The sequence below is a fragment of the Blastococcus sp. KM273128 genome (genome assembly GCF_021698975.1).
Taxonomy (GTDB): domain Bacteria; phylum Actinomycetota; class Actinomycetes; order Mycobacteriales; family Geodermatophilaceae; genus Blastococcus.
On the sequence record NZ_SSXA01000040.1, the window covers coordinates 1 to 23537 of the forward strand.

Annotated in this window: 18 protein-coding genes, 4 tRNA genes and 1 pseudogene; 10 read left to right on the top strand and 13 right to left on the bottom strand. The window is 72.5% G+C overall.

The window, feature by feature from the left end; all coding sequences use genetic code 11:
* Nucleotides 1-149 precede the first annotated feature (149 nt).
* Nucleotides 150-1432, top strand: a protein-coding gene (locus E9529_RS12670) for an IS3 family transposase (RefSeq protein WP_236831514.1) whose coding sequence is annotated in 2 segments (ribosomal slippage) — nt 150-423 and nt 423-1432 — 1284 coding nt in all. Because the reading frame shifts where the segments join, the coding sequence is not laid out codon by codon here.
* A 54-nt stretch (nt 1433-1486) separates the two neighbouring features.
* Here the strand turns inward: E9529_RS12670 and E9529_RS12675 are convergent.
* The 7 genes from E9529_RS12675 to E9529_RS12705 all read right to left on the bottom strand — a co-directional run bounded on the left by E9529_RS12675 (nt 1487) and on the right by E9529_RS12705 (nt 11914).
* Entirely contained in the window at nt 1487-4864 is a 3378-nt protein-coding gene (locus E9529_RS12675) for a helicase-related protein (protein WP_236831515.1), read from the bottom strand.
* A gap of 3 nt (nt 4865-4867) precedes the next feature.
* Entirely contained in the window at nt 4868-8911 is a 4044-nt protein-coding gene (locus tag E9529_RS12680; protein ID WP_236831517.1) for an Eco57I restriction-modification methylase domain-containing protein, read from the bottom strand.
* Between the two features lie 557 nt (nt 8912-9468).
* A complete protein-coding gene (locus E9529_RS12685; protein ID WP_236831519.1) occupies nt 9469-10587 on the bottom strand; it encodes an AAA family ATPase in 1119 nt (372 codons plus the stop codon).
* On the bottom strand, nt 10584-11096 hold the full coding sequence (locus tag E9529_RS12690) for a hypothetical protein (protein ID WP_236831521.1): 513 nt from the start codon (nt 11094-11096) through the stop codon (nt 10584-10586). The genes E9529_RS12685 and E9529_RS12690 overlap by 4 nt, the downstream gene beginning before the upstream one ends.
* Nucleotides 11096-11353 carry a hypothetical protein gene (locus tag E9529_RS12695; protein ID WP_236831523.1) on the bottom strand — a complete coding sequence of 86 codons (258 nt, stop codon included), beginning with the start codon at nt 11351-11353 and terminating at the stop codon, nt 11096-11098. Before E9529_RS12695 ends, E9529_RS12690 begins: the two co-directional genes overlap by 1 nt.
* 76 nt (nt 11354-11429) lie before the next feature.
* Complete coding sequence (locus E9529_RS12700; RefSeq protein WP_236831525.1) at nt 11430-11696, bottom strand: hypothetical protein; 267 nt, start codon at nt 11694-11696, stop codon at nt 11430-11432.
* Entirely contained in the window at nt 11693-11914 is a 222-nt protein-coding gene (locus E9529_RS12705; protein WP_236831526.1) for a helix-turn-helix transcriptional regulator, read from the bottom strand. The genes E9529_RS12700 and E9529_RS12705 overlap by 4 nt, the downstream gene beginning before the upstream one ends.
* Nucleotides 11915-12012: 98 nt before the next feature.
* On the opposite strand from E9529_RS12705, the pseudogene E9529_RS22970 reads away from it, so the two are divergent.
* A pseudogene (locus E9529_RS22970) lies at nt 12013-13080 on the top strand (tyrosine-type recombinase/integrase); the annotation flags it as partial.
* Nucleotides 13081-13319: 239 nt separating this feature from the next.
* On the opposite strand, the gene E9529_RS12715 reads toward E9529_RS22970, so the two are convergent.
* Nucleotides 13320-13392 (bottom strand) — tRNA-Lys (locus tag E9529_RS12715).
* A 297-nt stretch (nt 13393-13689) separates the two neighbouring features.
* On the opposite strand from E9529_RS12715, the gene E9529_RS12720 reads away from it, so the two are divergent.
* On the top strand, nt 13690-15189 hold the full coding sequence (locus E9529_RS12720) for a malate:quinone oxidoreductase (protein WP_236831530.1): 1500 nt from the start codon (nt 13690-13692) through the stop codon (nt 15187-15189).
* A 422-nt stretch (nt 15190-15611) separates the two neighbouring features.
* Here E9529_RS12720 and E9529_RS12725 read toward each other — a convergent pair whose 3' ends face one another.
* Entirely contained in the window at nt 15612-16454 is an 843-nt protein-coding gene (locus tag E9529_RS12725) for a hypothetical protein (protein WP_236831531.1), read from the bottom strand.
* A gap of 28 nt (nt 16455-16482) precedes the next feature.
* The gene (locus E9529_RS12730; protein ID WP_236831532.1) at nt 16483-17358 is read right to left on the bottom strand and encodes a Rieske 2Fe-2S domain-containing protein; all 876 of its coding nucleotides are present in this window, start codon (nt 17356-17358) and stop codon (nt 16483-16485) included.
* 189 nt (nt 17359-17547) lie between these two features.
* Here E9529_RS12730 and E9529_RS12735 point away from each other — a divergent pair, with 189 nt between their 5' ends.
* From E9529_RS12735 to E9529_RS12745, 3 genes are read left to right on the top strand one after another with little or no spacing between them, the layout of a single operon-like run.
* The gene (locus tag E9529_RS12735; protein WP_236831533.1) at nt 17548-18066 is read left to right on the top strand and encodes a GtrA family protein; all 519 of its coding nucleotides are present in this window, start codon (nt 17548-17550) and stop codon (nt 18064-18066) included.
* A gap of 52 nt (nt 18067-18118) precedes the next feature.
* Nucleotides 18119-19675 carry a metallophosphoesterase gene (locus E9529_RS22755; protein WP_236831534.1) on the top strand — a complete coding sequence of 519 codons (1557 nt, stop codon included), beginning with the start codon at nt 18119-18121 and terminating at the stop codon, nt 19673-19675.
* A gap of 23 nt (nt 19676-19698) precedes the next feature.
* Nucleotides 19699-20031 carry a hypothetical protein gene (locus E9529_RS12745; protein ID WP_236831535.1) on the top strand — a complete coding sequence of 111 codons (333 nt, stop codon included), beginning with the start codon at nt 19699-19701 and terminating at the stop codon, nt 20029-20031.
* A gap of 24 nt (nt 20032-20055) precedes the next feature.
* Here the strand turns inward: E9529_RS12745 and E9529_RS12750 are convergent, their stop codons facing one another.
* The gene (locus E9529_RS12750) at nt 20056-20691 is read right to left on the bottom strand and encodes a hypothetical protein (protein ID WP_236831536.1); all 636 of its coding nucleotides are present in this window, start codon (nt 20689-20691) and stop codon (nt 20056-20058) included.
* A gap of 84 nt (nt 20692-20775) precedes the next feature.
* On the opposite strand from E9529_RS12750, the gene E9529_RS12755 reads away from it, so the two are divergent.
* From E9529_RS12755 to E9529_RS12765, 3 genes are all read left to right on the top strand, one after another.
* Nucleotides 20776-20848 (top strand) — tRNA-Glu (locus E9529_RS12755).
* Between the two features lie 23 nt (nt 20849-20871).
* Nucleotides 20872-20945 (top strand) — tRNA-Asp (locus tag E9529_RS12760).
* Between the two features lie 23 nt (nt 20946-20968).
* Nucleotides 20969-21042, top strand: a tRNA-Phe gene (locus E9529_RS12765).
* Between the two features lie 46 nt (nt 21043-21088).
* On the opposite strand, the gene E9529_RS12770 is transcribed toward E9529_RS12765, so the two are convergent.
* Together E9529_RS12770 and E9529_RS12775 are read right to left on the bottom strand one after the other, a co-directional pair.
* On the bottom strand, nt 21089-22054 hold the full coding sequence (locus E9529_RS12770; protein WP_236831537.1) for a hypothetical protein: 966 nt from the start codon (nt 22052-22054) through the stop codon (nt 21089-21091).
* Nucleotides 22055-22284: 230 nt separating this feature from the next.
* Nucleotides 22285-22959 (bottom strand): phosphodiesterase, encoded by a 675-nt coding sequence (locus E9529_RS12775; protein WP_236831538.1) that lies wholly within the window; start codon nt 22957-22959, stop codon nt 22285-22287.
* 228 nt (nt 22960-23187) lie between these two features.
* On the opposite strand from E9529_RS12775, the gene E9529_RS12780 reads away from it, so the two are divergent.
* Nucleotides 23188-23403: a hypothetical protein gene (locus E9529_RS12780; RefSeq protein WP_236831539.1), complete on the top strand. Its 216-nt coding sequence runs from the start codon at nt 23188-23190 to the stop codon at nt 23401-23403.
* Nucleotides 23404-23537: the final 134 nt, after the last annotated feature.

Genomic DNA, 23537 nt, shown 5'->3' on the forward strand with positions numbered 1-23537 from the left:
GCCGGACAGACCGGCGGCTGCTTCACGCCCGCACCGGCTGACCAAGATCAGATCAGAGGCCGACCGAGCCGACCAAGATCGACGGTGGATCGAGGCTGAAGCGCCCCAGGTTCTGTGCCGCCTCCTTGTGAGTCACGGAGGATGGCGTCATGCCGAAGAAGATCGATCCGGCGCTGAGGGAGCGTGCGGTGCGGCTGGTGCGTGAGCACCGGGGCGAGTACTCCTCGACCACGGCCGCGGCGGTGGCGGTGGCCCGCCAGCTGGGGGTGGCCCGGGAGTCGGTGCGCCGCTGGGTGGCCCAGGCCGAGATCGACGACGGGGCCCGGCCGGGGACCACGTCGGAGGAGTCAGCGGAGATCAAGCGACTCAAGGCCGAGAACCGGCGGCTGCGCGAGGACAACGAGATCCTCAAGGCGGCGACGGTTTTCTTCGCCGGGGAGCTCGACCCCCGCAACCGCTGATTATGGCGTTCATCGCCGATCAAGTGGCTCAAGGCCGTGCGGTCGAGTCGATCTGCCGAGTCCTGCGTGAGCAGGGCTGTCAGGTCGCCGCGCGGACCTACCGAGAGTGGAGACGGCCATCCCGGCCGGTCGCCGACCGCATCGTCACCGACGCCCAGGTGCAGGACGCGGTGCGCGATGCCGCCTGGGCCACCAGTCCGGACGGCGTGCGCCGGCTGGCCCCCGAGGGGCTGTACGGGCGGCGGAAGATGACCGCCCACCTGCGCCGCACTGCCCTGCCGCAAGCCAGCGCCGGCGCGGTGGACCGGGCGATGCGCACCCTCGGGCTGGCCGGGGTGCGCCGGGGCAAGACGCTGCGCACGACGGTGCCGGGCAAGGACGGGACCCGGGCCGGTGACCTGCTGGATCGGAACTTCACCGCGCCGGCGCCCAACCGGGTCTGGGTGTCGGACTTCACCTATGTGCGTACCTGGGCCGGGTTCGCCTACGTTGCGTTCATCGCCGACGTCTTCGCGCAGAAGATCGTGGCCTGGCACGCGGCCACGACGAAGACGACCGACCTGGTGATGACGCCGCTGCGGATGGCGATCTGGCAGCGCTCCCGCGAGGACCGGGCCGTCGAGCCGGGCCAGTTGATCAGTCACAGCGACGCCGGCAGTCAGTACACCGCGCTGCGGTTCACCGAGCACCTGGCCCTGGAAGGCATCGCGCCCTCGATCGGCTCGGTCGGCGATGCCTACGACAACGCGCTGATGGAGAGCGTGATCGGCCTGTTCAAGACCGAGTGCGTCCGCACCACCGTCTTCCACGCCGGGCCCTACAAGGCCGTCTCCGACGTGGAGTACGCCACTGCCGGCTGGGTCGACTGGTGGAACAACCGACGTCTGCACGGCACCCTCGGAATGATCACCCCGAACGAGGCCGAGGAGGCCCACTACGCTGCCCTCATCCCGCAGGAGCAGCCCGTATGAGAGCGGCACGAAACCTGGGGCGCTTCAGACCGCGGCGGCCTGCGCGTCCGAGAGCTATCCCAGCGGCATTTCGCTGCCCTCGCTGCTGACCAGGTCCGTTCGCGTTGCCGGCGCCTCCGGCACCAAAGCCAGCCAGCACAGCAGATGGACGTCGTTCCCCGTCACCTCCGGCAGCGGCTCCGGCGGTGGGGGCGGTTCGAGGCCGAGGTCCCGCACGAGGTCGAGCACGACCCGGGCGCGTTCGGTCCCGTTCTCGACGGTGAGCGCCTGGCGAAACAGTCGCAGAATCCGCTCGGCATAGGGCGCCTCGAGTGCCTCAACAGCACGATCAATCTGCTCCAGGTCGACGCCGGTCGTGTGATCGCGCACGGTCTGCGCGGCCCGACGCATGACTGCCGGCACGACAGGCGCGAGGTTCGCCGGGTCTGCGAGGAAGTTCCAGCGGTCCACGACATGGCCGCGCGCGAGGTCCCAAGCTTCGAAGGCACCGCGGTAGGTCTGCTCGTCGAGGTCCCGCGGGGTGTCCCACTCCTCCGGAGGCCGCGCGCGGTCGAGGCAGGCGAGGGTGTCGTCGACAATCAGCGGTGCACCGTCGGCGGCGGCGGTCACGTAGCGGAACTGCGGCGTCGGATGGTCGCCCACTCTGATGCAGAAGACGTACCCGCCCTGCGCGCCGGCCGGTACTGGCACCGCCATCCCGGAGCCAGAGCCCCACGGCAGGTCGCGGATCCGGCCGGCGACCTCGGGGTTGTCGAGCGCGCGACGCAGCTCCTGGCGGTACTCCTCACCGGACAGTGCCGTGCGTCCGACGCCCCCGAACTCGAAGATCGTCGGGTCCTCGGCACGAAGCCGCTCGACCTCCTCACGCGTCTCGGCGAACGTCACGTCCGCCGTCCGGGAGCCGGGCAGAATCTCCCCGACGCCGATGGCCGCCGCAGCCTGCTTGATCTTGCGGTGCAGCCGCTCTTCCAGCCCGAGCAGGTCGTCGAGGCGCTGGTCCGGGAAGACGCAGCGCAGAAAGACCTCGGTGTGGAACGAGCCGATGCGATCGATCCGTCCGTGGCGCTGGACGAGTCGCTGCGGGTTCCAGGGCAAGTCGTAGTTGATGATGTGCCGTGCCTGTTGCAGGTTGACACCCTCGGCGAGGACGTCGGTGGTCACGACGATGTCGTACCGGTCATCGGGTTCGGGGGCGTCGGTCGTACGCGGCGCGAAGCCCCACAGGACGTCCCGCTTGTCGCCGTCGCTGCCAGTGAGCGCGCTGATGCGGTCGCGGTAGCAGGCGAGGCGGTCGTCACGGACGACCACGTCGCAGAGGTAGTCGACGATCCAGTCCACGGTGTCGGCGAAGTAGCTGAAGATCAGGACTTTGCGCTTGTCGCGGATCTCCTGCAGGGTTACGCCTTCGGCTGCGGCTTGCTCCGCGATCTCGGCCAGTTCCTCGACGACGGCGGCGAGGTTCGGGTCCTGGTCCCGGGTGACGGTGTCCGCCTCCGCGGCGAACTGCCGCAGCAGGTCTCGGTCGTGCGCGACGTGGGCGCGGAGCAGGTCGATGTCGTAGTCGGCGGCGTCCTCGAGCTCCTCCCAGTGGCCGTGCAGGTACTCCTCGACCTCGTCCGGATCGTCTGAGTCGGTGGCGGCCCAGTCCCGCAGCGCCGAGCCGGTCGCGATCTTGCCGGTGGCGAGCAGTGCCAGGAACCCGTCGTGGCTGTCGGCCATCTTGTCGCAGGTGCGGGCGAAGGCGTAGGGCGAGGACTCGAACCGCTTTAGCAGTCCAGACCGGAGCAAGCCGGTGAGCTGCACCTCACGGGCGTCGACGCCGCCTGGGCCGTACCGTGACGGTGCGTATCGGGCGAGTGTGAGCACCCCGGGCCGCCGGTCGGGATCAGGGTGTCCGACGTCGTCGGCGTCGAGCGCGGCGGCGAAACGGTCGAAGAACCCCGGCAGCACGGCGTCGAGGTCGTAGGACACCCGACGCACCCGGGGTGTGGGGAAGGTTATCGGGACGTCGCGGCCGGCGATGCGGACGGTGTCGGTCGGGTAGAACCGCTTCACGAACGGGCGCGTACGGCGGACTGCAACGGCGTCCAGCACATCGAACAGGTACTCCGGGGACAGGTCGTCAGGGTTGAGCGCCATCGCCCGGGCAAAGTGGTCGCGCATCGAGGGGATGCCCAGGTCAGTAAAGACGGCGTCGTTCCGGAGGAACAGCACCAGCAGGTAGTACAAGTCCCACAGGCTGTTGTTAACCGGCGTCGCGGTGAGCAGGACGAGGTCCTTGCGGTAAGCCCCGGCCAGCAGCCGGCGTAGCGCCTCGGCGCGCTGCGTGCCCGGGTTGCGAGCGTTGTGCGCCTCGTCGATGACGACGAGGGCGTAGTCGTCCGGGTCCTGGTCGAGAACGAAACCGCTTGCCGTTGGGATGAGCCGCCGATCGGCGATGAGGTCGTCAAACGACCGCAGCTCGATCGGTAGGTTGAAGTCGGACGCAAACTTGCGCCAGGGCCCGTCGCGGAGCGTCGCGGGGGCTACGACGAGCACGCGCTGACGGCGCTCGATCGCCGCCTCTTCGATCAGCTTGCCGGCGAGGAACGTCTTGCCGAGACCCACCTCGTCGGCAATGAGCACGCCGCGGCGTTCGGCGAGGATGCGCCGCGCGCGCCACAGGCCGTCCCGCTGGAACGTCGTGAGATGGATGGCGCCCCGGGTCATCACCTCTGCCTCGGCTTCGACCTCCGCGCCGTATCTTTCCCACAGCATCCGCAGGTAGATGAGCTGTGGCGGGTGAGCGTCGAACCGCCCCTCGTACAGCGCCGCGAGGTCATACGGGTCGGCGACGTCCCACAGCTCGTCAAACCACGCCCGGACGTCCGTGACGACGTTCGGCTGGTACTGCCCGAGGTTGAGCTCGATGTTCGTCGCGAGGCCGGCGTAGGTGAAGTTCGACGAGCCAGCGATGACGCCCTCGTCATGGTCAGTGATCGTGATGAAGGCCTTGCCGTGCAGAAACCGGTCGGTGAGCCGGCGTACTTCGACCGTCCCGGAGCGGAGCCAGTCGAGGAGCCGGCGGGCGCCCCGGTCGGCGTCGAAGGTGAACCCGAGCAGGTCGCGCGCATCGGCGAGAGCCCGGTCGTGACCTTCCAACGCCCGGCGCACTCGCATGGCCTGCGCGCGCGCCGGTGCGACGGGTTCGTCGAGGCGCCGCGTGCGTAAGTTCTGGTCGGGCTCCGCGCCGAGGAGCAGCCGCACTCGCCGCGGGTGATCCAGCTCGTCGGCGAGCAGCTGATAGCCGCCGACGTTGAAGTAGGCGGTGGCGATCGCCAGCTCGTAGGGGTTGATCAGCTGGGTACGCAGGTGCTCGAGGTGCGCGTTGATGCCGTCGGCGACGCGGGTCCCGTCCTGGTTGGTGAGGAAGGTGGGCTTGGGGTCCGTCATCGGTCAGGCCAGCTTCTCGTAGTGGGCGAGCACCCGGTCGCGGTGGGCGGAGTAGTCGGCGCCCTCGTGGAAGGTGCGATAGATGATCCGCAGGTCGTCCGTGCCCAGCCCGTACAGGTGGGCGACCGCGGCGTCGAGTTCGGCAAGCAGCTCGGGGCGTTCCTCAGGAGTGACACTGCCGACGGGCACGCCGACGGCTTCGGCCCAATCGGTGTACCAGTCGTCGACCGCGGCCAGCCGGCCGGCGACCTCCTCGACGCGCCGCCGGTGCCGGTCGTCGCGTTCGGGGTCCGGGATCGGCAAGCCGTTGAAGACGTGGAAGTTCACGTGAGTTTCGACGACGCGGCGTGCGTACCAGTCCAGCGGCATCGAACTCAGCACGCCGAGCAGGAACGCCTCGTCCCGCTCGTCGCCCTTCGGCCGCAGTACGTATGGCGCCTGGTTGGTGAGGACGAGCTCACCGCGTATTAGGCAGGTGATCAAGGTGCGCGAGTCAGTTGCTCGAGCGATGTCGCGGAAGGCGATCCGGGGGTACCAGCACGGCAGCGTGTCGCGATCCTTCGCCCAGTCCGCGGTGAACTCGGCGAACCCAGACCGGGCGCTGCGTTGCCCTCGCACCCGGCGGCGCTGCAGCTCCTCGGTCACCACCTCGGGGTCGGCCCAGGCGTAGTAGGTGCCGGTGTCGGGGGCCCATAGGTTAAAGGAGGCTCCCTTGAACACGGGCCACGCGTCGTCGTTCGCGTCGTTCTCGTCGAGGATGAGGAAGGGCTTGTCGTTCGTCGCGTGGAATTCGGTGGCCGGTCGAGCTCGCCAGTCCTGACGCGGCGCGTCGAGCCGCGGATGTGCCCGGAGCTTCTGGAACACCGTGACGGCCTCCGGCGACGGCAGGAGCGGAAACGCCGCGCCGTCGGACCAGCCGAGGAATTCATCGACGGGGAACGACGCCGGCGGGAGTTGCACGCCGTCGAGGAACCGCTGGAGGCTAGAGAAGGGCCCGCGCAGTGCCACTTCGCCAGCGTGCTGCGCGCCACGCCGAATCGTCACGAGGCCGATCGTGTAGCGGTGCTCGGCGTCGTCGAATACCCAGCCACCTGTGTTGAGCAGCATCGTCGTGTCAGCGAAGGCACCTTCGGACAGCACGGTTTGCCTCCAGGGTGTCGACCCCTTCGCGGCCAGCGCCGATCTCGGCAGCACGATGCCGATGGCGCCCCCGGTCCGCAGGGTCTGCCAGAACCGCCAGGCGAACGCCTTGTAGAGGTCGGGGTCCCCGGTACCCATGCCGGGGTAGGGACCGCGGACGAGCAGGGCGCGGGTCAGCTCGGCGTCGGCGAGGGCGGCGTCGTACTCGGCGACCAGGTCGGGCCGGGCGGCCCGCAGCCTCTTGATTTCGGTCTTCTGCTGGGCGGCAGTCAGGCCCTTGAGGCCCGGGAAGCGGACGGCCCAGAAGCCGAGCTCCTCAACGGTGGCCTCCTCCCACGGCGGATTGCCCAGGAGGCAGTCGAAGCCGGGACGGTCGCGAAGGAAGACCTCGGGGAAGGCGACCGGGAAGTGCAGCGCGTGCGCGCCGGCCGCGACTGCGGCGGCGTTGGTCACGGCGGCGGCGCGGGTGACGGTGTCCTCGTCGGCGTCGACCGGGACGGCGGCCTTGCCGAGCCGGTGAGCGACGAGCAGATCGAACAGGGCTGTAGCCGGCTTGACCTGGTCGATTGCCTCAAGGTGGACTTGCCGGGCCTCCTTGACGTCGGCCACGGTGGCGTCGGAGATGGTGCCGAGCCGCCTGAGCGCCTTCGACGCGCGCGCTAGGAACTCGACGATCCGGTCGTGGAACAGCGTCTGCGGTGCATCGGTGTCGCCGCCGGTGAGCTCGGCGAGCGCCTCATCGACGGTCGCGATGCCGGTGAGGCTGTCACCGACTGTGAGGTTGTGGTCGAGGAATGACAGCGGCAGACCGGGCACGAACGTGTGGATCCAGATCGCCAGGCGCGCGAGCTCGACCGCGATCGGGTTGCGGTCCACGCCGTAGATGCACCGCCGCCCAACCTGCCGGCGCAGCAGGGAGGTCGTTTCGATTTCGACGCCGTCCTTGAGCTCACCCAGCGCCTCGTAGGCCGCCGTCGCCAGCGTCTCCAGCTCGGCGGTCACCGCGGGGATCGGATTCAGCGCCAGAAACGCCGACAGTCTGGCTTCGATCCGGTCCACGGCGGCGACCAAGAAGTGCGCCGACCCCATCGCGATGTCGGCGCACCTGAAGTCGAAAAACGCGCTCGCGGCGGCGGCTTCATCGCCGGCGTCTAGGTGCTGCGTGATCCGGGCGAGGTGCTCGTCGAGCGCCGGTTCGAGCGCGTGGTCGAGCAGGTGCTCGACGGCGAACGGCTTCGTGAAGTAGCTCCCCGTCGCCTTGCGCGCCCCGGACTGGTTGTGCAGATACACGGCTCCAGCCGGGACCTCGACGTGCTCGTGCGCTCTCGCGGGGACGTAGTTGCCCTTCGCGTCCACTGCGAGGTCGGCCGGCGCGACCGACAAGGCTGATTCGAGGAGGCCCTCGTAGATCGTCCCGAACTCGCGCACCGACAGGCTGCGGAAGTCGACGGGACCGACGACGTCGGCGTCACCGGTGTCGACGAGCAGCGCAGTGAGGGCCGGCCCGAATTCCGAGTTGTCGAGCCGCAAACTGGCCAGCGCCGCGCCGGCGGCGTTGACCTCGGGCGCGGAGGAGAACAGCCCGCCGTTGTAGGCCGGCACGCCCCAGCCTCTGTTGCCGCGGTCGATGGCCTCCCAGATCTGCACCACGTCATCCCACAAATCGGTCTGCCGCGCGTCGTAGGCCAGCCTGCCGTCGTTGATGTCGTCCGACAGCAGGCGCGCGAGGCGCTTGAGGCTGTGGTCGCGGTAGCGGTTGTTGCTGTTGTAAGGCAACAGCCCCTTGTCCTCGCCGTAGGCGACGAACAGCAGCCGGAACAGGATGTTGAGAGTCTGGTCGTAAGCCTGAGCGAGCGTCTCCTCGTCCGGGTCCGGGTCGAGCCGCTGCGCGACGGCGCGGGCGAGCACCGGAACCGCCTCGCGGTAGACGCGGTCCCGTAGACGGGAAGCGAGGTCCGCGGCGAAGTCCGCGGATGCGGCCAGGATCTGCTCGAGCGTCCCGGCCGGGGCGAGGGCATCCGCGGAGAACAGCAATTGAAGGTAGCCGGCCCGGTCATCGGGCAGAAGCGCGAGGTTCACCTCGACGAAGGTCTCGGTCCGGCCCTTACGCCCGACGCCGGTGTCCGGCCGGGCGGCGTACAGCCGGATTTCCGACGCGCGCGTCATGACCACCCATGACAGGTGCTCGCGGTCGGCGACGGCCAGGGCGTGCGCGACCGGTGAGACGCCGTCGAACCGGGGCACCGGAACCTCGAACGTTTCCCCCTCGTCGAGGAAGACGGCGATGGCCCTACGGTCCCGGCCGGCGGTCAGTACGGACGTGTTCGCGCCCAGCTGGTCGACGGCGAAGCCGAGGGCCTTGATGAGGTCCCTCCCGCGGCGCTTGAGCGAGGCCCGACCGGTCGTCGTCGCGGCAGACCAGTCGCTGCGCTGGGGCACACCGCCGCGCATCTCCTGCGTCGCCAGCAAGCCGGAGTTGATGATGCCCGGGAGGTCCGACTCCACCTCGGGGAGCAGGCGCAGCAGGCATCGAGCCGCCGCGTGCCTCGACGGTTCGGCCAGCGCCGCCGCGGCGAGCCGCTCGACACGCGAAGGCTCCAGATCGTGCGTGACCGGCGGCTCGTCGCCGACCGGGCCGCACACTGCCACGAGGGTGCCGCCCCGGCCGGGGTAACCGACGGCGAGCAGGACCGGCGACGGGCGGTTGGCCTGCCGCGCCTTCCACGCCTTGCGCATGTCGGCGCTGGTCGGCCTGGACCCGGCGGACGCCACGGCCACTTCCAGCCCGTACTGCGTCGCTTGAACAAAGACCTGACCGGCCTCGATGCTCGCTGGAAGTCCATCGCCGGGCTTGGGACGCCAGGTGATCGGCTCGAGTTCCGTCAGAAACTCGTCGTACCAGGTCATTGTCCCTCAAATCGCGTTCGAGTGAATCCCGAGGCCGGTCGGCACTCGACCGCGGCCTGGACCATACCGACGTCATTCATTAACCCGCCGAACGTTGGCGGTCAGAGCACTAGGCAGAGCCGCACGGCGACGGCTGGTTGAGTTGGTCGAACCGGGGATCGTCCGGGCTCCGACGAGTATCGGGAGTTTCGGGACACCACTACGCGCGTGCGCGTGACTGGCGCCCGAAACACTCGAAACCGCAGTCGTCTAGCACCGGGTATGCCCAGGACAGCACTTTCGGTCCTGTGCCTAGGTCCGGCCAGCTGCCAGCCTCCCCCTCAACGCTCTGAGCCGCGCGGAAAGGTCGCGGCCTTGCGAACTGGTCGCGATGACCCTCTGCCACCGCTCACCCCCTACTTCGTAGAGGGGGGTGAGCGTGGGTGGTTGCGGTGCGTGGGTGGCGTAGGTGCTCACGTGGGTGGTCTGACCTGCACATTTGCGATGTGGCGTGGGTGGTTTGTGGGCGCGTGGGTGCCCGTTGCCCAGAGTGCGCGCGTGGGTGGAGCGTGGGCGCCTCATGCGAGCTCTGGGGGCTCCAGAACGGAGGCGTCGTGCCACGTGGTGGGAGTGCTGCCGTGAGGGCCGCCAGCCCGTCCGTCTTGGCGCCGGAGGTGCCCGCTCTTGACCAGCGCGTCGAGGCGACGGCGGGCCTTCTGCTCGTCGGACGGGCTGGGCTTGTCCGTGGAGAAGAGGGCTTGGGCCGCGGCCTTGGCGGTGAGGCCGGCTGGTGCGGCGCAGACCATGGCGAGGAGGTCGGTGCCGTGCCAGATGGAGCTGGTGCCGGCGGTGTGGTCGTGTATGACGCGCAGGGGTCCAACGTCGCCGGCGGGCTGCTTGAGGTGGCGGAGTTCGACGATGGAGTCTCCGGCTGAGCCGGCGAGGAGGACGACGGATCCGGCGCCGGCGGTGAGCCAGGCGGAGCCATAGACGTCGGCCAGGGTGTTAGGGGCGGTGCCATTGGCGCCGCGCTTGACCTGGTGGTGTAGTTCGAGGACTTCGATACCGGCGGCGATGACCAGTTGGCGGGCTCTGTTGTAGGCGGCGCCGACCTGGTCGTCGGTGAGGCCGAGCGCAGCGTCCTTGAGGGAATCGATGACGACGGTGTCGGCGTCGGCGGACTGGGCGAGCTCAACCAGGGTGTGGGTTGACTGGGCGAGGTCGGCTGGCGGCGGGCCGACCCAGACGGACAGTCGCTCGTCGAGCCGGTGCCGCTCCTCGGCGGTGAAGAGGCGGCGTAGGCCGCGGGCAATCTGCTGCGGTCGGTCCATGGCGAGGTACAGCACGCGCCGGCGACCCGCCCGGACTGACAGCCCGAGGACGTCACTGGCGAGGCCGAGGCGCCCGCGGACGAGCTGACCGGCGACTGTGGTCTTCCCGACGCCGGGGCCGCCGACGAGCATGAGGGCTTCACCGCGGGCCCACAGGACGTCGTCGCCCTCGCCCCAGACGGCAGGGACGGTGTCGGGGGCGTCGAGGATAAACCCGCCGCCGGGCCGGAGCCGGGTCTTCTGCTCTGGTGCCGTGCGAGCGAGTTCGGCACGCAGAGGCACTTCGGTGACCGGACGTGGTTCGGCCGGCCATGGGTCGCCTGGTGATTCGCTTATCCACGGGGGCTCGGCGGGTGCGGCGGTCATGCGACAAGCACGGGTCGTTCCTGGGTAATGGCGTGGCGCCGGGCGCGGACGGCGTCGACGGCGGCCTGTTCGGCGCGGGTGAGCCGAGCGAGCTCCTCGGCGCTGGCGTGGTCGGCGACCTGGGCGAGGCGCACCGCCATCTCGGTGGTGCGCCGGCGCCAGGCCTGTTCGAGGGTCTGGGCTACGTAGTAGCGCCAAGACGCGGGGACGGTGGCCCGGTGGTCGTACAGCCGCCAGAGGGTCCGGGTGAGGTTGCCGATGCGTCGGGCGCCGACGACGTGTTGGCGGCTGGTCGCGTGGGCGAGCACGGCCGCCGGGTCGGGTGTCACGCCGGCGTCGCTGAGCTCGACGATGCAGCGGCGGACCAGTCGCACGTTGGGCGACGCGATGTCGCTCTCCGGGAGTAGCGCGACGATCGTGGCGGCCTGGTCGACAGGCAGCCACAGGGCGCAGCCGATGGCGGCCTCTTCGGCGGTTAGCACCGGCGCGGCGAGGTGCGGGTCGCGCATCACTCGGCCAGCCCGCCGTGGTCCTCGATGAGGACGTTCCGGCGGTCCTTCTCGGCCTGCTCGAACAGCACCGGCAGGAACCGCACCGGGGCCATCCAACAGTGCGCGAGGTGGTCCCACTGGCGTCGGTCGACGCCGCAGCGGTTAAGCAGACTGGGCACGCGCTGGCCGTGGATGCGGACGGTGTTCCGCCGTGGCTCGAAGACGAGAGTGTCGCGGTCGCCGTCGAGGCTGTCGCGCGACAGAGGTGAAAGCATGAGTCTGGCTCCAGGTGATGACTGGGGTCCGGTGGTGTGGGCGACGGCCGGGTCTGGGCAGGACCCGGCGCCCCTGTCAGAGGCCGGAGACGGGCCGCAGCAGCTGGGACGGCGTCACCGTCGCGGGGGCGGCGTCAGCGGCCGGTGCGACGCCTAGCGCGGCCAGCAGACCGCTGGAGGGCACCCGGTAACGGGAGCCGAGACGAAGGACCGGGACGGGGAACTGGCCGGCCCGCGCGAGCTGATACGCAAGCGTCCGGCCGATGGACAGGGCTTTGGCCGCGGTCGGGATGTCCACGGTTGCCGGCAGAGCCAACAGCTCCGACCGCGTGAGCGCGGTCACCGAGACGCCTCGCGCAGTGCATCGAGGAGGTTCCGGTAGGCGATGGCCTTGTCCCGGCGGGGCTCGAAGGTGCCCTGCTCCCATCGCTGCACGGTCACGGCCGACACATCCAGCTCGGCGGCCATCTCGGCGAGGCTGACGCGTGCATCGCATCGGATCTGGCGGCGTGCCACTGGGGGTGGCAGCTGTGCCGCGCGGACCTGTTCCGCGAGAGTCATGACGGCTCCTTCTAGGTGGACACACTCAGACGATTCGCGCCGAGTGTGAGACCGCAACGGCGTCCCGCAGGCGAGCGCAAGAAGGGCAGGCGGCAGTGATGGACGGTCGTGGACGCGTGTACCGGCGCTGCTCGTGCCGCGACGAGACCGGCCGCCAGCTCGGCCAGGGCTGCCCCCGGCTGGCCACCGACGGAAAGCACGGCACCTGGTACTTCGCCGTCGACATGCCCACCGAGCTCGGGAAGCGCCGCACCATGCGCCGCGGCGGCTTCACGACGAAGTCCGCGGCCACCCGGGCCCTGGCCGACGTCGCGAACCGCACCGCCCAAGGTGTGCGCGTCGACGACCGCGAGACCGTGGCCGCTTTCCTCGAGCGATGGCTACAGGTGAAGGCCGGTGAATCGAAGGCCACGACGCTGCGGTCGTACCGGGCGCATGTGGAGAAGGTGATCGTCCCGGCGATCGGGCACCTGCCGATCGAGCGCCTGCGCGCCGAGCACGTCGAGCAGTTGCTCGTCGATGCCGCCGCCGGCCGCGGCCCGCAGACGGTCAGGCGCATCCACGCGACCCTCAGGTCGGCGCTGACCTACGGGGTGCGGACGCGGCGCCTGCCGTACAACGTGGCCAGTAACGTCACGCCCCCGAACGGCACCCGTCCCGAGGTGCAGCCGTGGTCGGCTGGCGAGCTCGCGACCTTCCTGCGGCACGTGGAGACCGACCGGCTGGGCCCGCTGTCCGAGGTGGTGGCCGCGTGCGGTCTGCGCCGCGGTGAGGCGCTCGGGCTGCGCTGGTGCGACCTGGACCTGACCAACCGGACGGCGCGGATCCGGCAGACCGTCGTCGACGTCGGCGGTCGGCTGCAGTTCGACACCCCCAAGACCCGCTCGTCGGAGGCCACCGTGTCCCTGACCGAGCGCGCCGTGCACGCCCTCGCGCAGGTCCGGCTCGGCCAGGAGATCGACCGCGCCTCGTGGCGCGACGGCTACGAGGACCACGACCTGGTCTTCGCCCGGGACAACGGGGCGCCGCTGCGGCCGGAGTACGTCACCCGACGCTTCGTGGCGCTGAGCAAGGCGGCAGGGCTGCGCCAGGTGCGGCTGCACGACCTCCGGCATGGTGCCGCGTCGCTGATGCTGGGCGCCGGCGTGCCCATGGCGATCGTGTTGAAGATGCTCCGGCACTCCTCGATCGGGATCACCGTCGACACCTACGGCCACCTGTCGGAGGAGACGGCGCGCACCGCGTCGGACGCCATCGGCGCGCTGCTGGACGCAGCGTTCGACCAGGCGGCCAAGACGAGCGCCGATCCGGTGGGCGACCACACTGCGACCACAGGTACCCATGGCGTATCCATGGCGGGGGTCGAGAAGCCAGCCGAAGGCACGAAAGGCAAGGTCGGGAGGGGTGGGCCCCGTGGGGATCGAACCCACAACCCGCGGATTAAAAGTCCGCTGCTCTGCCAGTTGAGCTAGAGGCCCGGGCGCGCGGCCGGCGGTCCGGCGGCACCCGGCCGAAGGCTACCGCCGGTCGGGCGGGCACCCCCGCCACCGGGACGGGGAGGGGCGAGAACGGGACCGGCGGGAGCCGGTGGATGACCGCCGGACCGGCCCGCGGAGCGCCCCCGGCAGGTGCGGACCTAACCTTGAACGGCTGCGCCCACGAGGCGCGGTGACGTACCTCATACGCCCGCGATCGCATGTAGCGGCCCAATCCGGCCGACGATCGATGAGGAGGCGCTGCGGCGCCTGACCGAGCACACAGCCAGAGAGGCAGACGTGACTTCCGAGCGCAGCGTTCCCGACAGCGCGAACCCCGACGTCGTACTCGTCGGCGGCGGCATCATGAGCGCCACGCTGGCGCAGCTGCTGCACCTGGTCGCCCCCGAGTGGAGCGTGGCCGTCTTCGAGTCGGGCAGCGCCGTGGCCGGCGAGAGCTCGGGCCCGTGGAACAACGCCGGCACCGGCCACGCCGCCCTCTGCGAGCTGAACTACACCCCGGCCGGGCCCGACGGGCAGGTCGACCCGAGCAAGGCCATCACCATCAACGAGCAGTTCCAGGTCTCGCGCCAGTTCTGGTCGCACCTGGTCCGCGCCGGCATGACGGGCTCGCCCAAGGACTTCATCTCGCCGGTCCCCCACCTGAGCTTCGTCAGCGGCGAGCAGGGGCGCAGCTACATGCGCAACCGGTACGCCGCGCTGAGCGCCCAGCCCCTGTTCGCGGAGATGGAGTACTCGGAGAGCCAGGCCGAGCTGGCCGACTGGCTGCCGCTGATGATGGAGGGCCGCGACGCCGAGCAGGTCGTCGCCGCCACCCGTTCGGCCGCGGGCACCGACGTCAACTTCGGCGCCCTCACCCGCCTGATGCTCGACGACGCCGCCACCCGCGGCGTGAACGTGCACGTCAACCAGCGGGTGGACGCCCTCGAGCGGGAGAGCGACGGCCGCTGGAAGGTCACCGTCCGCGACACCCGCTCCGGCGACCGCGTCACGATGCGCACCCGGTTCGTGTTCGTCGGCGCCGGCGGCGGGGCGCTGCCGCTGCTGCAGCAGGCCGGCATCCCCGAGATCCGCGGCTTCGGCGGCTTCCCCGTCAGCGGCATGTTCCTGCGCAGCCGGTCGCCCGAGCTGGTCAGCCGCCACCAGGCCAAGGTCTACGGCCAGGCCGCCGTCGGCGCCCCGCCGATGTCCGTGCCGCACCTGGACCTGCGGCTCATCGACGGCGAGTACTCGCTGCTGTTCGGCCCCTACGCCGGCTTCTCGCCCAAGTTCCTCAAGGCCGGCTCGATGTTCGACCTGCCCAGGAGCGTCAAGCCGAACAACCTGGGCTCCATGCTCGGCGTCGCCCGCACCGAGATGGCGCTCACCAAGTACCTGGTCGGCGAACTGCTGCAGAGCCGCTCGGCCCGCCACCGCACCCTGCAGGCCTTCGTGCCCACCGCCGAGCAGGACGACTGGGACATGGTCACCGCCGGCCAGCGGGTGCAGGTCATCAAGCAGGACCCAAAGACCGGCAAGGGCGTCCTGCAGTTCGGCACCGAGCTCATCGTCGGTGGCGACGGCAGCATCGCCGGCCTGCTCGGCGCCTCACCCGGTGCCTCGACCGCCGTCTCGGCGATGCTGACGCTGATCGAGCGCTGCTTCCCGCAGCGCCTCGACGCCTGGCGGCCGCGCCTGCGGGAGGCGATCCCCTCCTACGGCCGCCCGCTGAACGACGAGCCCGCCCTGCTGGCCGAGGTGCGCGCCGAGACCATGCAGACGCTCGAGCTCAACGGCTGACCGACCGCACGACCCCGCGCCCGGGGAACCGCTCCCGCCGAGGACCGGTTCCCCGGGCGTCGTCGTCAGAGCACGTCGAGCACCAGGAGCAGCACGAGGGTCAGCAGCGCCGACAGGAGCAGCGAGCCGAGGCAGCCGAGCCGGCTGGAGAAGAGGAAGAACACCGCTCCCCGGTGCCCACGGACCCGGGTGGCCCACACCTCGTGTGCAGGGCGTCACCCCCGTACGCGTCCGACCACCCGTTCAGGGGATCGCGGCCGGGCCGGGCGGCTACGTACCGTCATCACCGTTCCGGTCGGGAGCGCGATACCGTGCCCCGTCCGCCGCATCGTCCGCTCCCGCGCCCCGGCGCCGGGCGGGTACGACCCCGGCCCGGCTGACCCGTTCCCCCCGGGGCGGCCGGGCCGGCTTCTTCCCGGCCCTCAGCCCCGCCGGCACACCTGCTGCACCAGGTCGGTGAGCGCCGCCCGCAGGCCGTCGTCGACCGGCAGGTCGACCACCACCTCCGGCCGGTCGCCGATCCGGACCCCCACGGGGAACAGGTGCGGCTGCTTCACCTCCGCCAGCACGTGCGCGTCGCAGGTGACGAGCGTGAAGGCCACGCCGCCGGCCGCCGCCGCATCACCCGCAACCAGCTCCAGCGGTATCTCCGCCGCCACGTCGAACAGCACGTTGCCCCCGATCCGGCCGACGACGACCTCCTCCTCGGCGCCGAGCCGGGTCAGGGACAGGCGGCCCGCCAGCCGCTCGGGGCCCGCCTCCAGCCGGTCCACCCGGAGCGCGACCGCCTCGGCCACCGCGCGCGCATCGCACTCCTCCTGGTGCACGCGGGCGAGGGTGTCCCCCTCCAGCGGCACACGCACCTCCTCGACCACCCCGTCCGGGCGGAGCAGCGTCACCCGCGCGGCGGGCGCGCCCCCGCCCGCGGGGCAGACCGCCTCGCCGTAGGGCGTGGGCAGGTCGGTGACCCGCCCGGCCACGAACTCCGCGTCGGCCTCCGTCGGCGGGAGCGGCGCGAAGCCGGGGGCGTCCAGCGCCACCCCGGTCACCGTGTACGGCTCGCCCCCCGTGTGGGTGATCCGCACCTGGACGCGGCCGCCGACGGCCTCGTCGGTGCGCAGGCGGACCGCCTCGGCGGCGATGCCCGGCACCCGCGGCGCGACGGTGGCGGGGCTGCTCACCGCCTCGGCGCGCGGTGCGGCCTGCTCGGCGCCGCACGCAACCAGGAGCAGCGCCCCCGCCAGCGCCGCGGCCCACCGCACCATGCCGCCGCAGCGTAGGGCGGCGACCGCGTCAGCGGTGGCGGCTCGGCACCCGGGCCTTCACCCGGCCGGCGTCCATGCGCACCTCGAGCTTCTCCTGCGGGTTGGCCGCCGGCCCGCGACGCGGCTCACCGTTGTCGAGGTCGAACGCGGAGCCGTGCCAGGGGCACACCAGGCACTCGCTGCCGCGCACCGTCTCCACGGTGCCCTCGTCCAGCGGGCCCGACAGGTGCGAGCAGGCGCCGACGAAGACGTCGACCCGGGCACCGCGGCGGACGACGGCCAGCGGGACGGACATGCTGCCGCCCTTGCCGGCGCGCATCGTCGGCCGGCCGTCGGGCAGGTCGTCGAGCGGGCCGAGGTCGATCCAGTCGGTGGTCAGCGCGCGGACGGCGGTCGCCGCGTGCGACGCCCCGGAGGACTGCGCGTAGGACATGTGCCCGCCGATCGCCGCCGAGCTGCCCGCCAGGCCCAGCCCCGCGTAGGCCAGGGCGCGACCCAGCGTCCCCCGGCCGCGGGCGCGAGCCACGAGCGAGCCCCCGTAGAGCCCCAGCGCCGCGGTGTTCATCACGGCGTGCAGCGCACCGAGGCGGCGGACCCCCGCACCCTGCTCCGACCAGTCCGCGGCGCCCGACAGGGCGGCCGGCACCGAGGCGGCGACACCGGTGCCGATCAGCACGGTGGCTGCGGGCCGCAGCGGGGGCACCGCGTCCAGCAGGGCGGCGGAGACCCAGCTGCCCACCGGGACCTGCACCAGCACCGGGTGCAGCGGGTGCCCCAGCCAGGTGCCGTGCAGGACGTCCTTGACCGCGCTCGGCAAGCCCTGGACGGCGCGCCGGGCCGGCTCCATGGCCTTGTCGAACGCCGTCACGTCGCCGATGCGGTCCAGGAAGCCCATGAGACTCATGGGCGGCCCCTACCCGCGCGTCCCCGCCCCGACGCACGGGAGTTCGACGACTCCGCCGGGGAACGCACAGGTGACCGTGAGCAAGGACACGGGTGGTTGCCAGCTCCGCCAGGCATGTATTGGCGTGACAGGGGTTCACCCGGGGTGAATTCTTGATCGACCGCCCCGCCCACCACGTGAAGGACACCCGTGACCTGCGCTTCCCCGCCCCGCCGCGGCCGGGCCGCCGACACCGTCGGCGACCTGCCGGGCGGGACGGCGCCCGAGGAGCCGGCGGGCGCCGAGCGGGTGGCGGCCTTCCTGCGCGGGGACGCGATCCCGGCCCAGTTCCTGCGGTTCGTGCTGGTCGGCGGGGCGAGCACCGTCGTCTACGCGCTGCTCTTCGTCGCCGGGCACGGCTGGGGCTACCTCACGGCACACCTCGTGGCGACGGCGGCGTCGACCGTGCTGGCCAACGAGCTGCACCGCCGGCTGACCTTCCACGCCGACGAGCGGGTGCACTGGTTCACCGCCCAGTGGGAGGCCGGCGGCGTCACCGTCCTGGGCCTGCTGGCCACGAGCACCGCCCTCGGCCTGCTCGACGCCCTCACCGGTGACGACCAGCCCGTCCTGCAGATCGCGACGGTCGTCGGCGTGACCGCCTTCATCGGCCTCCTGCGCTTCATCGCGCTGCGCTGGATCTTCCGCCCGGCGCCGGCGCGGGCCTGACACGGGCGTCCGCACCCGATCCGCGGCCCGGGCATCGCCTAGCCTCTGTGCGGTGAGCGAGCCCACCGCGTCGACCTCCCCGTGGCCGGGCCGGGCCCGCGTGGCCGCGCGCTGGTCGGCCCGCGTCGCGCTCGCCCTGACCGGGGCGCTCGTCGCCGTCCTCCTCTTCGCCAAGGTCTCGGCGCCGATCGGCCCCTTCGACGCGACGCTCGCCTTCCACCCCGCGCCCGGCGGGGCCGTGGTCGCCGTCCCGCCGCTGGGCTCCCTCGCGGTCGACGCCTACGACGGCCCGCTGCGGCTGGACATCTCCCTGCAGTCGGTCGACCAGGCCCGTGCGCAGGCGCTGGCCAACGACCCGGTGCGGCTGGCCGGCGTCGTGGACCGGGTGACGGAGGACCTGCGGTCGGCCGTGGTCCGGCTCGTCTGGGTGACGGTGCTCGTGGCGCTCGCCGGCGCGGCCCTCACCTCCTGGCTGGTGCTGCGCCGGCGCCGTGAGCCGCTCATCGCCGTCGGCATCACCGCCGCGCTGCTCGCCGGCACCGGTGGCCTGGGCGCGGTGACGTGGCGCCCGGAGGCGCTCTCCCAGCCCACGTACACCGGCCTGCTGGTCAACGCCAACAGCCTCATCGGCAGCGCGCAGGACCTCGTCGCCCGGTTCGACGCCTACCGGGCGTCGCTGGAAGACCTGGTGGCCAACGTGGGCACCCTCTACGCCACGCTCTCCGCCCTCCCCACCCCGAGCGGCACCGGCGACTCGGTCGTCCTGCTGCACGTCTCCGACATCCACCTCAACCCGGCGGGCTTCGACCTGGTCCGGCAGGTCGCGGAGAAGTTCGACGTCGACGGCATCCTCGACACCGGCGACATCACCGACTGGGGCTCCGAGCCCGAGAACCGGCTCATCACCGCCGTCGGCGACCTCGACGTGCCCTACGTGTACATCCGCGGCAACCACGACTCGGCCACCACGGCGGGCATCCTGGCCGCCCAGCCCAACGTCACGGTCCTCGACGACTCGGCGGTGACGGTCGCCGGCATCCGCGTCGTCGGCACCCCCGACCCGCGGTTCACCCCCGACAAGAGCACCGGCGACGACGACGCGGGCGTCGACGTCCTGGAGCGCTCCGGCGAGGAGCTGGCCGACTACACCCGCACGCTCGCCGAGGAGCCGGCGATCGCGCTCGTCCACGACCCGAAGCAAGCACGGCCGCTGGACGGGCTCGTCCCCCTGGTGCTGGCCGGGCACACGCACAACCGCGTGGTGGAGGAGCTGGAGGACGGGACCCTGCTCATGGTGCAGGGCTCGACCGGCGGGGCCGGCCTGCGGGCGCTCGAGGGCGAGTACCCCGAACCGCTCACCTGCACGGTGCTCTACCTGGACCCGGAGACCGGCGCGCTGCAGGCCTACGACGACATCACCCTGGGCGGGCTGGGCGCGACCGAGGTCACCGTGGAGCGCACCCTGGTCGGCGCGGACCCCGCCGCGACCGGCGCGGAGGCCCCGGCCGACGCCGGCACCGCGGGCTCGCCCGTCCCGGTCGAGGGCGGCGCCGCCGGTCCGCCCGTCCCGGGCGCCGAGCCGCTCGTCCCGGCTTCCCCGGCGGACTGAGCTCCGGGTCCTAGGCTCGGCGCATGACGTCGCCGCCCCGCGCCGCCCGCCTCGCCGCCGGAGTTCTCGCCGGCGGGCTCTCCCTCGCCGCCCTCACCGGCTGCAGCTTCTCGTCGCAGAACGTCTCCTGCAGCGGCGGCACCTGCACGGTGACCCTCACCGGCACGGGTGCGGAGGCGGAGATCCTCGGCACCACGCTGTCGTTCGACAGCGTCCAGGACGGCCGCGCATCGCTGAGCGTAGGCGGGGCCACCGTCTCCTGCGCGCAGGGGGAGAGCGTGGCCGCCGGTCCGCTGGAGCTCGCCTGCTCCAGCGTCACCGACGACTCGGTGGAGCTGCGCGCCACCGTCGGCTGAGCGGCCCGTCGGGCGCCGCCCGGCTCAGGACGGGTGCGCGACCTCCACGACGACCCGCGTCGGGGCCTCGAGCAGGTACACCCGGAAGGGCGCCTCGGCGTTCGTCCCGACGAACGACGTCGTCACGCCCTCGAACGTCGCCTCGAAGGCCACCTCGGTCACCGTGCCCGTGCCCGCGCCGGTCACCGGCCCCGGCGCGGCGAACTCCTCGACGCCGGTGTCGTACGGGTAGCCGGCGCCGGTCACCTGCACCTGCAGGACGGCGTCCCCGGCCAGCTCGACCTCCTGGCCGCGGCCCGGCTCCGTCGCCTGGTCGACGTACCGGACGTCCCAGCCGGGCGTCCCGGTGCCGCCGACCTCGAGGACCACCCGGTCGAAGCCGTCGTGCGCCCCGACCCGGACGTCGCGGACGGTGACGCGCGCGTCGGCGGAGGGCTCGGCGGTCTCGGGTCCGGCGTCGAGGTCGGCCGGGGCCGGCGCCTCGGAGGTGCCGGTGCCCGGCTCGCCGCCGGGGTCCGGCGACGACGCGCTCCCCGAGGTGCTGCTGGTGGTGGCGCCGGCCGACGACGACTCCCCCACCTCACCGCTCCCGGCGCACCCGGAGAGGGCTAGGAAGGAGGCGACGACGGCGGGGAGGAGCAGCTGGGGACGAGCGCGCACACGACACAGCCTCGCATCCGCGGACCCCCGCGCGGAGGAGGCGCGAGGGGCATGTATTGTTCTCGCTGCCCCCGGCGAACACGAGCCCCCATCGTCTAGCGGTCCAGGACGCCGCCCTTTCAAGGCGGTAGCACGGGTTCGAACCCCGTTGGGGGCACGCATCACCAGCACCACCAGCAAGGCCCTGTAGCGCAGTTGGTTAGCGCGCCGCCCTGTCACGGCGGAGGTCGCGGGTTCGAGTCCCGTCAGGGTCGCTCTCCGGTGAGATCACCGGGAGGGGCAGGTAGCTCAGTCGGTACGAGCGCTCGCCTGAAAAGCGAGAGGTCGGCGGTTCGACCCCGCCCCTGCCCACACTTCTCCAGCACACGGGCCCGGCAGCTGCCGGGCCCGTCGTCGTTCAGGCCCAGCTGCGGTCGGCCAGGACCTGCGCGTAGACCTCGCCGTGCACCTCGCGGACGGCGGTCCGCTGCTCCTCGCGCCAGCCGCGGTCGGCCGGCCGGGGCATCGGCCGGGTCAGCGCCGCGCCGATCGCGGCGGCCAGCGACACGGGGTCCAGCCCCGCGCGCTCGTCGTTGGTGTAGGGCACCACGTCCGACCACTGGTCGGCGAACCACCCGCAGCTTGGTGCCACCACGCGGGTGCCGACGTCGCGGCAGATCTCCACGTCGGGCGAGTGGGTGCCGCACCGCTCGGGGAGGACCGCCACGTGCAGCTGCTGGAGCTGGCCGGCCCACTCGCCGGCGCCGTAGCGGACGACCTCCAGCTCGCCGGCGTCGGCGAGGGCGACGATGCCGGGGTCAAGCGCCGGAGCGGCGGCCGCGTCGACCAGCACCCGCAGCCGCCCGCCGCCGGACAGCGCACCGGACAGCGCCGCGCGCACCATCCCCACGGGGTCGGGCACCGCGCCGGACGCCGGGCCGACCCGCACGCCCACCAGCCCGCGCTCGGCCCCCAGCTCGGGGTCGGGGACGGCGAGGGAGGGGTGGGCCACCACGATCGCCGTCCGCCCGTAGCGCTCGGCGATCTCGTCCGCGGCGCCCACGGTCAGGGTGAGCACGACCTCCGCGGTGGCCAGCACCGCGGCGAGCAGGGCGTCGTGATCCGCGGGGCCCGCGTCCCGCAGCTGGTGGACGGTGACGACCAGCGGGATGCCCAGCCGCTGCAGCTCCTCGGCCCACGCCTCGGGCTCGGCCGGCCCCGGGTGCCCGGCCCCGGCGTGCAGGTGCACGACGTCGACCTCGGTGGCGCGGGCGGCCAGGTGCGCCCGTTCCAGCCACGCGCTCGCCCCGCCCGGATCGCCGACCCGCACCACCCCTGCGGGCAGCACGGCATCGACGTAGGGGCCGCCGTGCGGGACGGACACCACCCGGACACCCGCCCCCGGCGTCGGGGGCAGCCCCGGGGAAGGGGGATCTGCGTGGGTCACGCGGCGGCTGGTCTCCTCGTGCGGTCGAGCCACGACAGCAGCGCGGTGCCGCTCGACGTCGTCAGCCCCCGCCGACGTCCGTGCGGCAGGGCCGGTCCTCTCTACCCTCCCGACGTCGCGGGCAACCCGTGATCAACTCCATCGGGTGAGTCCGCACGACCGGCGCGTCACGGGGCGACGCGGCGGGCGGTCGCGTACGACGGCTCCCGGAAGCGGGCGAGGGGGCCGGTGGCCGCCAGCCCCGGTGGCGGGTTGCGGACGGCGTCGAAGCGCTCTCCCGTGTCCGGCCGGCCCCGCGCCCCGGTGGCCCGCAGCGTGGCGAAGGGCCGCCATGCCTGCGAACCGGGCGCGACCACGAGCGTGAAGGCGACCGCGCCGCCCGCCGCCCCGAGCGGCTCGGGGTCAGACGGCAGCGAGGGGACGTCGGGGAACGCGGCCAGACGCACCGGCCCGGCGGCCGACCGGTAGGCCATGATCGAGCCGTAGGTGGCGGCGGCGTCCGACCGCAGCACCGGCACGCGCCGGGTCAGCGGGCCGCGGCCGCTCGTCGAGAGCAGGAGGTCGACCGGCGCGCCGCCGTCCCCCGACACCCGGACGGCCAACCCCAGGACGTCGGGCAGCGGGGCCGGGAGCCCGGCGCCGCGGGAGAGCCGGACCACGGCCGCGCTGGTGCCGCTGCCGTCCAGCCACGGGACCCCCAGCGGCGGCTCGGCGCCGTGCCGCTCCAGGACTGCGTCCAGCACCGCGCCGCGCGCGTGGATCGGCCGGCCGTGCCGCCACCGCGCCACGAGGCCCATCGGCCCCGCCACCAGCCGCCCGGCGACGGCGAACGGATCCGGCACCGGCGCTCCTCCCCTCGGTCGAGGCGGCTGCCCTACCCGTCCGCGGGTGCCGGCCATGCAGACGGCTGCGGGACACGACGGCGGGCTGGCGCGGCGGGCCACGGCGAGAGGTGCCGAGCCCGACGGTGCAGTGCGGGCGAACCGCGGGTGAACTCTGCGGAACTCGTGACGCATCTTCGGAGACTTCTGCCCGATGACAGCGCGGGATCGACCGCCTACGTTGAGCACATGCTCTCGACGCTCCTGGTCATCGGCGGTGTGCTGGTCGGTCTGATCCTGCTGCTGGCCGTGATCGTGAGCCTGAGCGCCCGCCCCGCGACCACGAGCCGCGGCGCGCAGCGCGGCCCGGTCACGCCGGACTGGGCCGCCGACGCCGGCCGTCCGCACCCCGACGCCTGGTCGGCCCCGGCCCTCTCCACCAGCGAGATGCCTGCCATCCGCTGACGCCACGAGCCCGGGTCCCGGCGGCTGCGTCCACGCGCCGCCGGGACCCGCGTGCGTCCGCGCCCGGCGGTGGGTGCAACCGGTCAGCCCGCCGGCGCCGTGCCGCGCTCGTGCGCATGGCTATGGTTACCCCG

Coding starts and splice junctions, on each gene's coding strand:
- E9529_RS12730 (WP_236831532.1), bottom strand. CDS start 17,358: ATGAGTCTCATGGGCTTCCTGGACCGCATCGGCGACGTGACGGCGTTC.
- E9529_RS12690 (WP_236831521.1), bottom strand. CDS start 11,096: ATGCGCGACCCGCACCTCGCCGCGCCGGTGCTAACCGCCGAAGAGGCC.
- E9529_RS12685 (WP_236831519.1), bottom strand. CDS start 10,587: ATGACCGCCGCACCCGCCGAGCCCCCGTGGATAAGCGAATCACCAGGC.
- E9529_RS12675 (WP_236831515.1), bottom strand. CDS start 4,864: ATGACGGACCCCAAGCCCACCTTCCTCACCAACCAGGACGGGACCCGC.
- E9529_RS12780 (WP_236831539.1), top strand. CDS start 23,188: ATGCTCTCGACGCTCCTGGTCATCGGCGGTGTGCTGGTCGGTCTGATC.
- E9529_RS12680 (WP_236831517.1), bottom strand. CDS start 8,911: ATGACCTGGTACGACGAGTTTCTGACGGAACTCGAGCCGATCACCTGG.
- E9529_RS12695 (WP_236831523.1), bottom strand. CDS start 11,353: ATGCTTTCACCTCTGTCGCGCGACAGCCTCGACGGCGACCGCGACACT.
- E9529_RS12705 (WP_236831526.1), bottom strand. CDS start 11,914: ATGACTCTCGCGGAACAGGTCCGCGCGGCACAGCTGCCACCCCCAGTG.
- E9529_RS12725 (WP_236831531.1), bottom strand. CDS start 16,454: ATGGTGCGGTGGGCCGCGGCGCTGGCGGGGGCGCTGCTCCTGGTTGCG.
- E9529_RS12745 (WP_236831535.1), top strand. CDS start 19,699: ATGACGTCGCCGCCCCGCGCCGCCCGCCTCGCCGCCGGAGTTCTCGCC.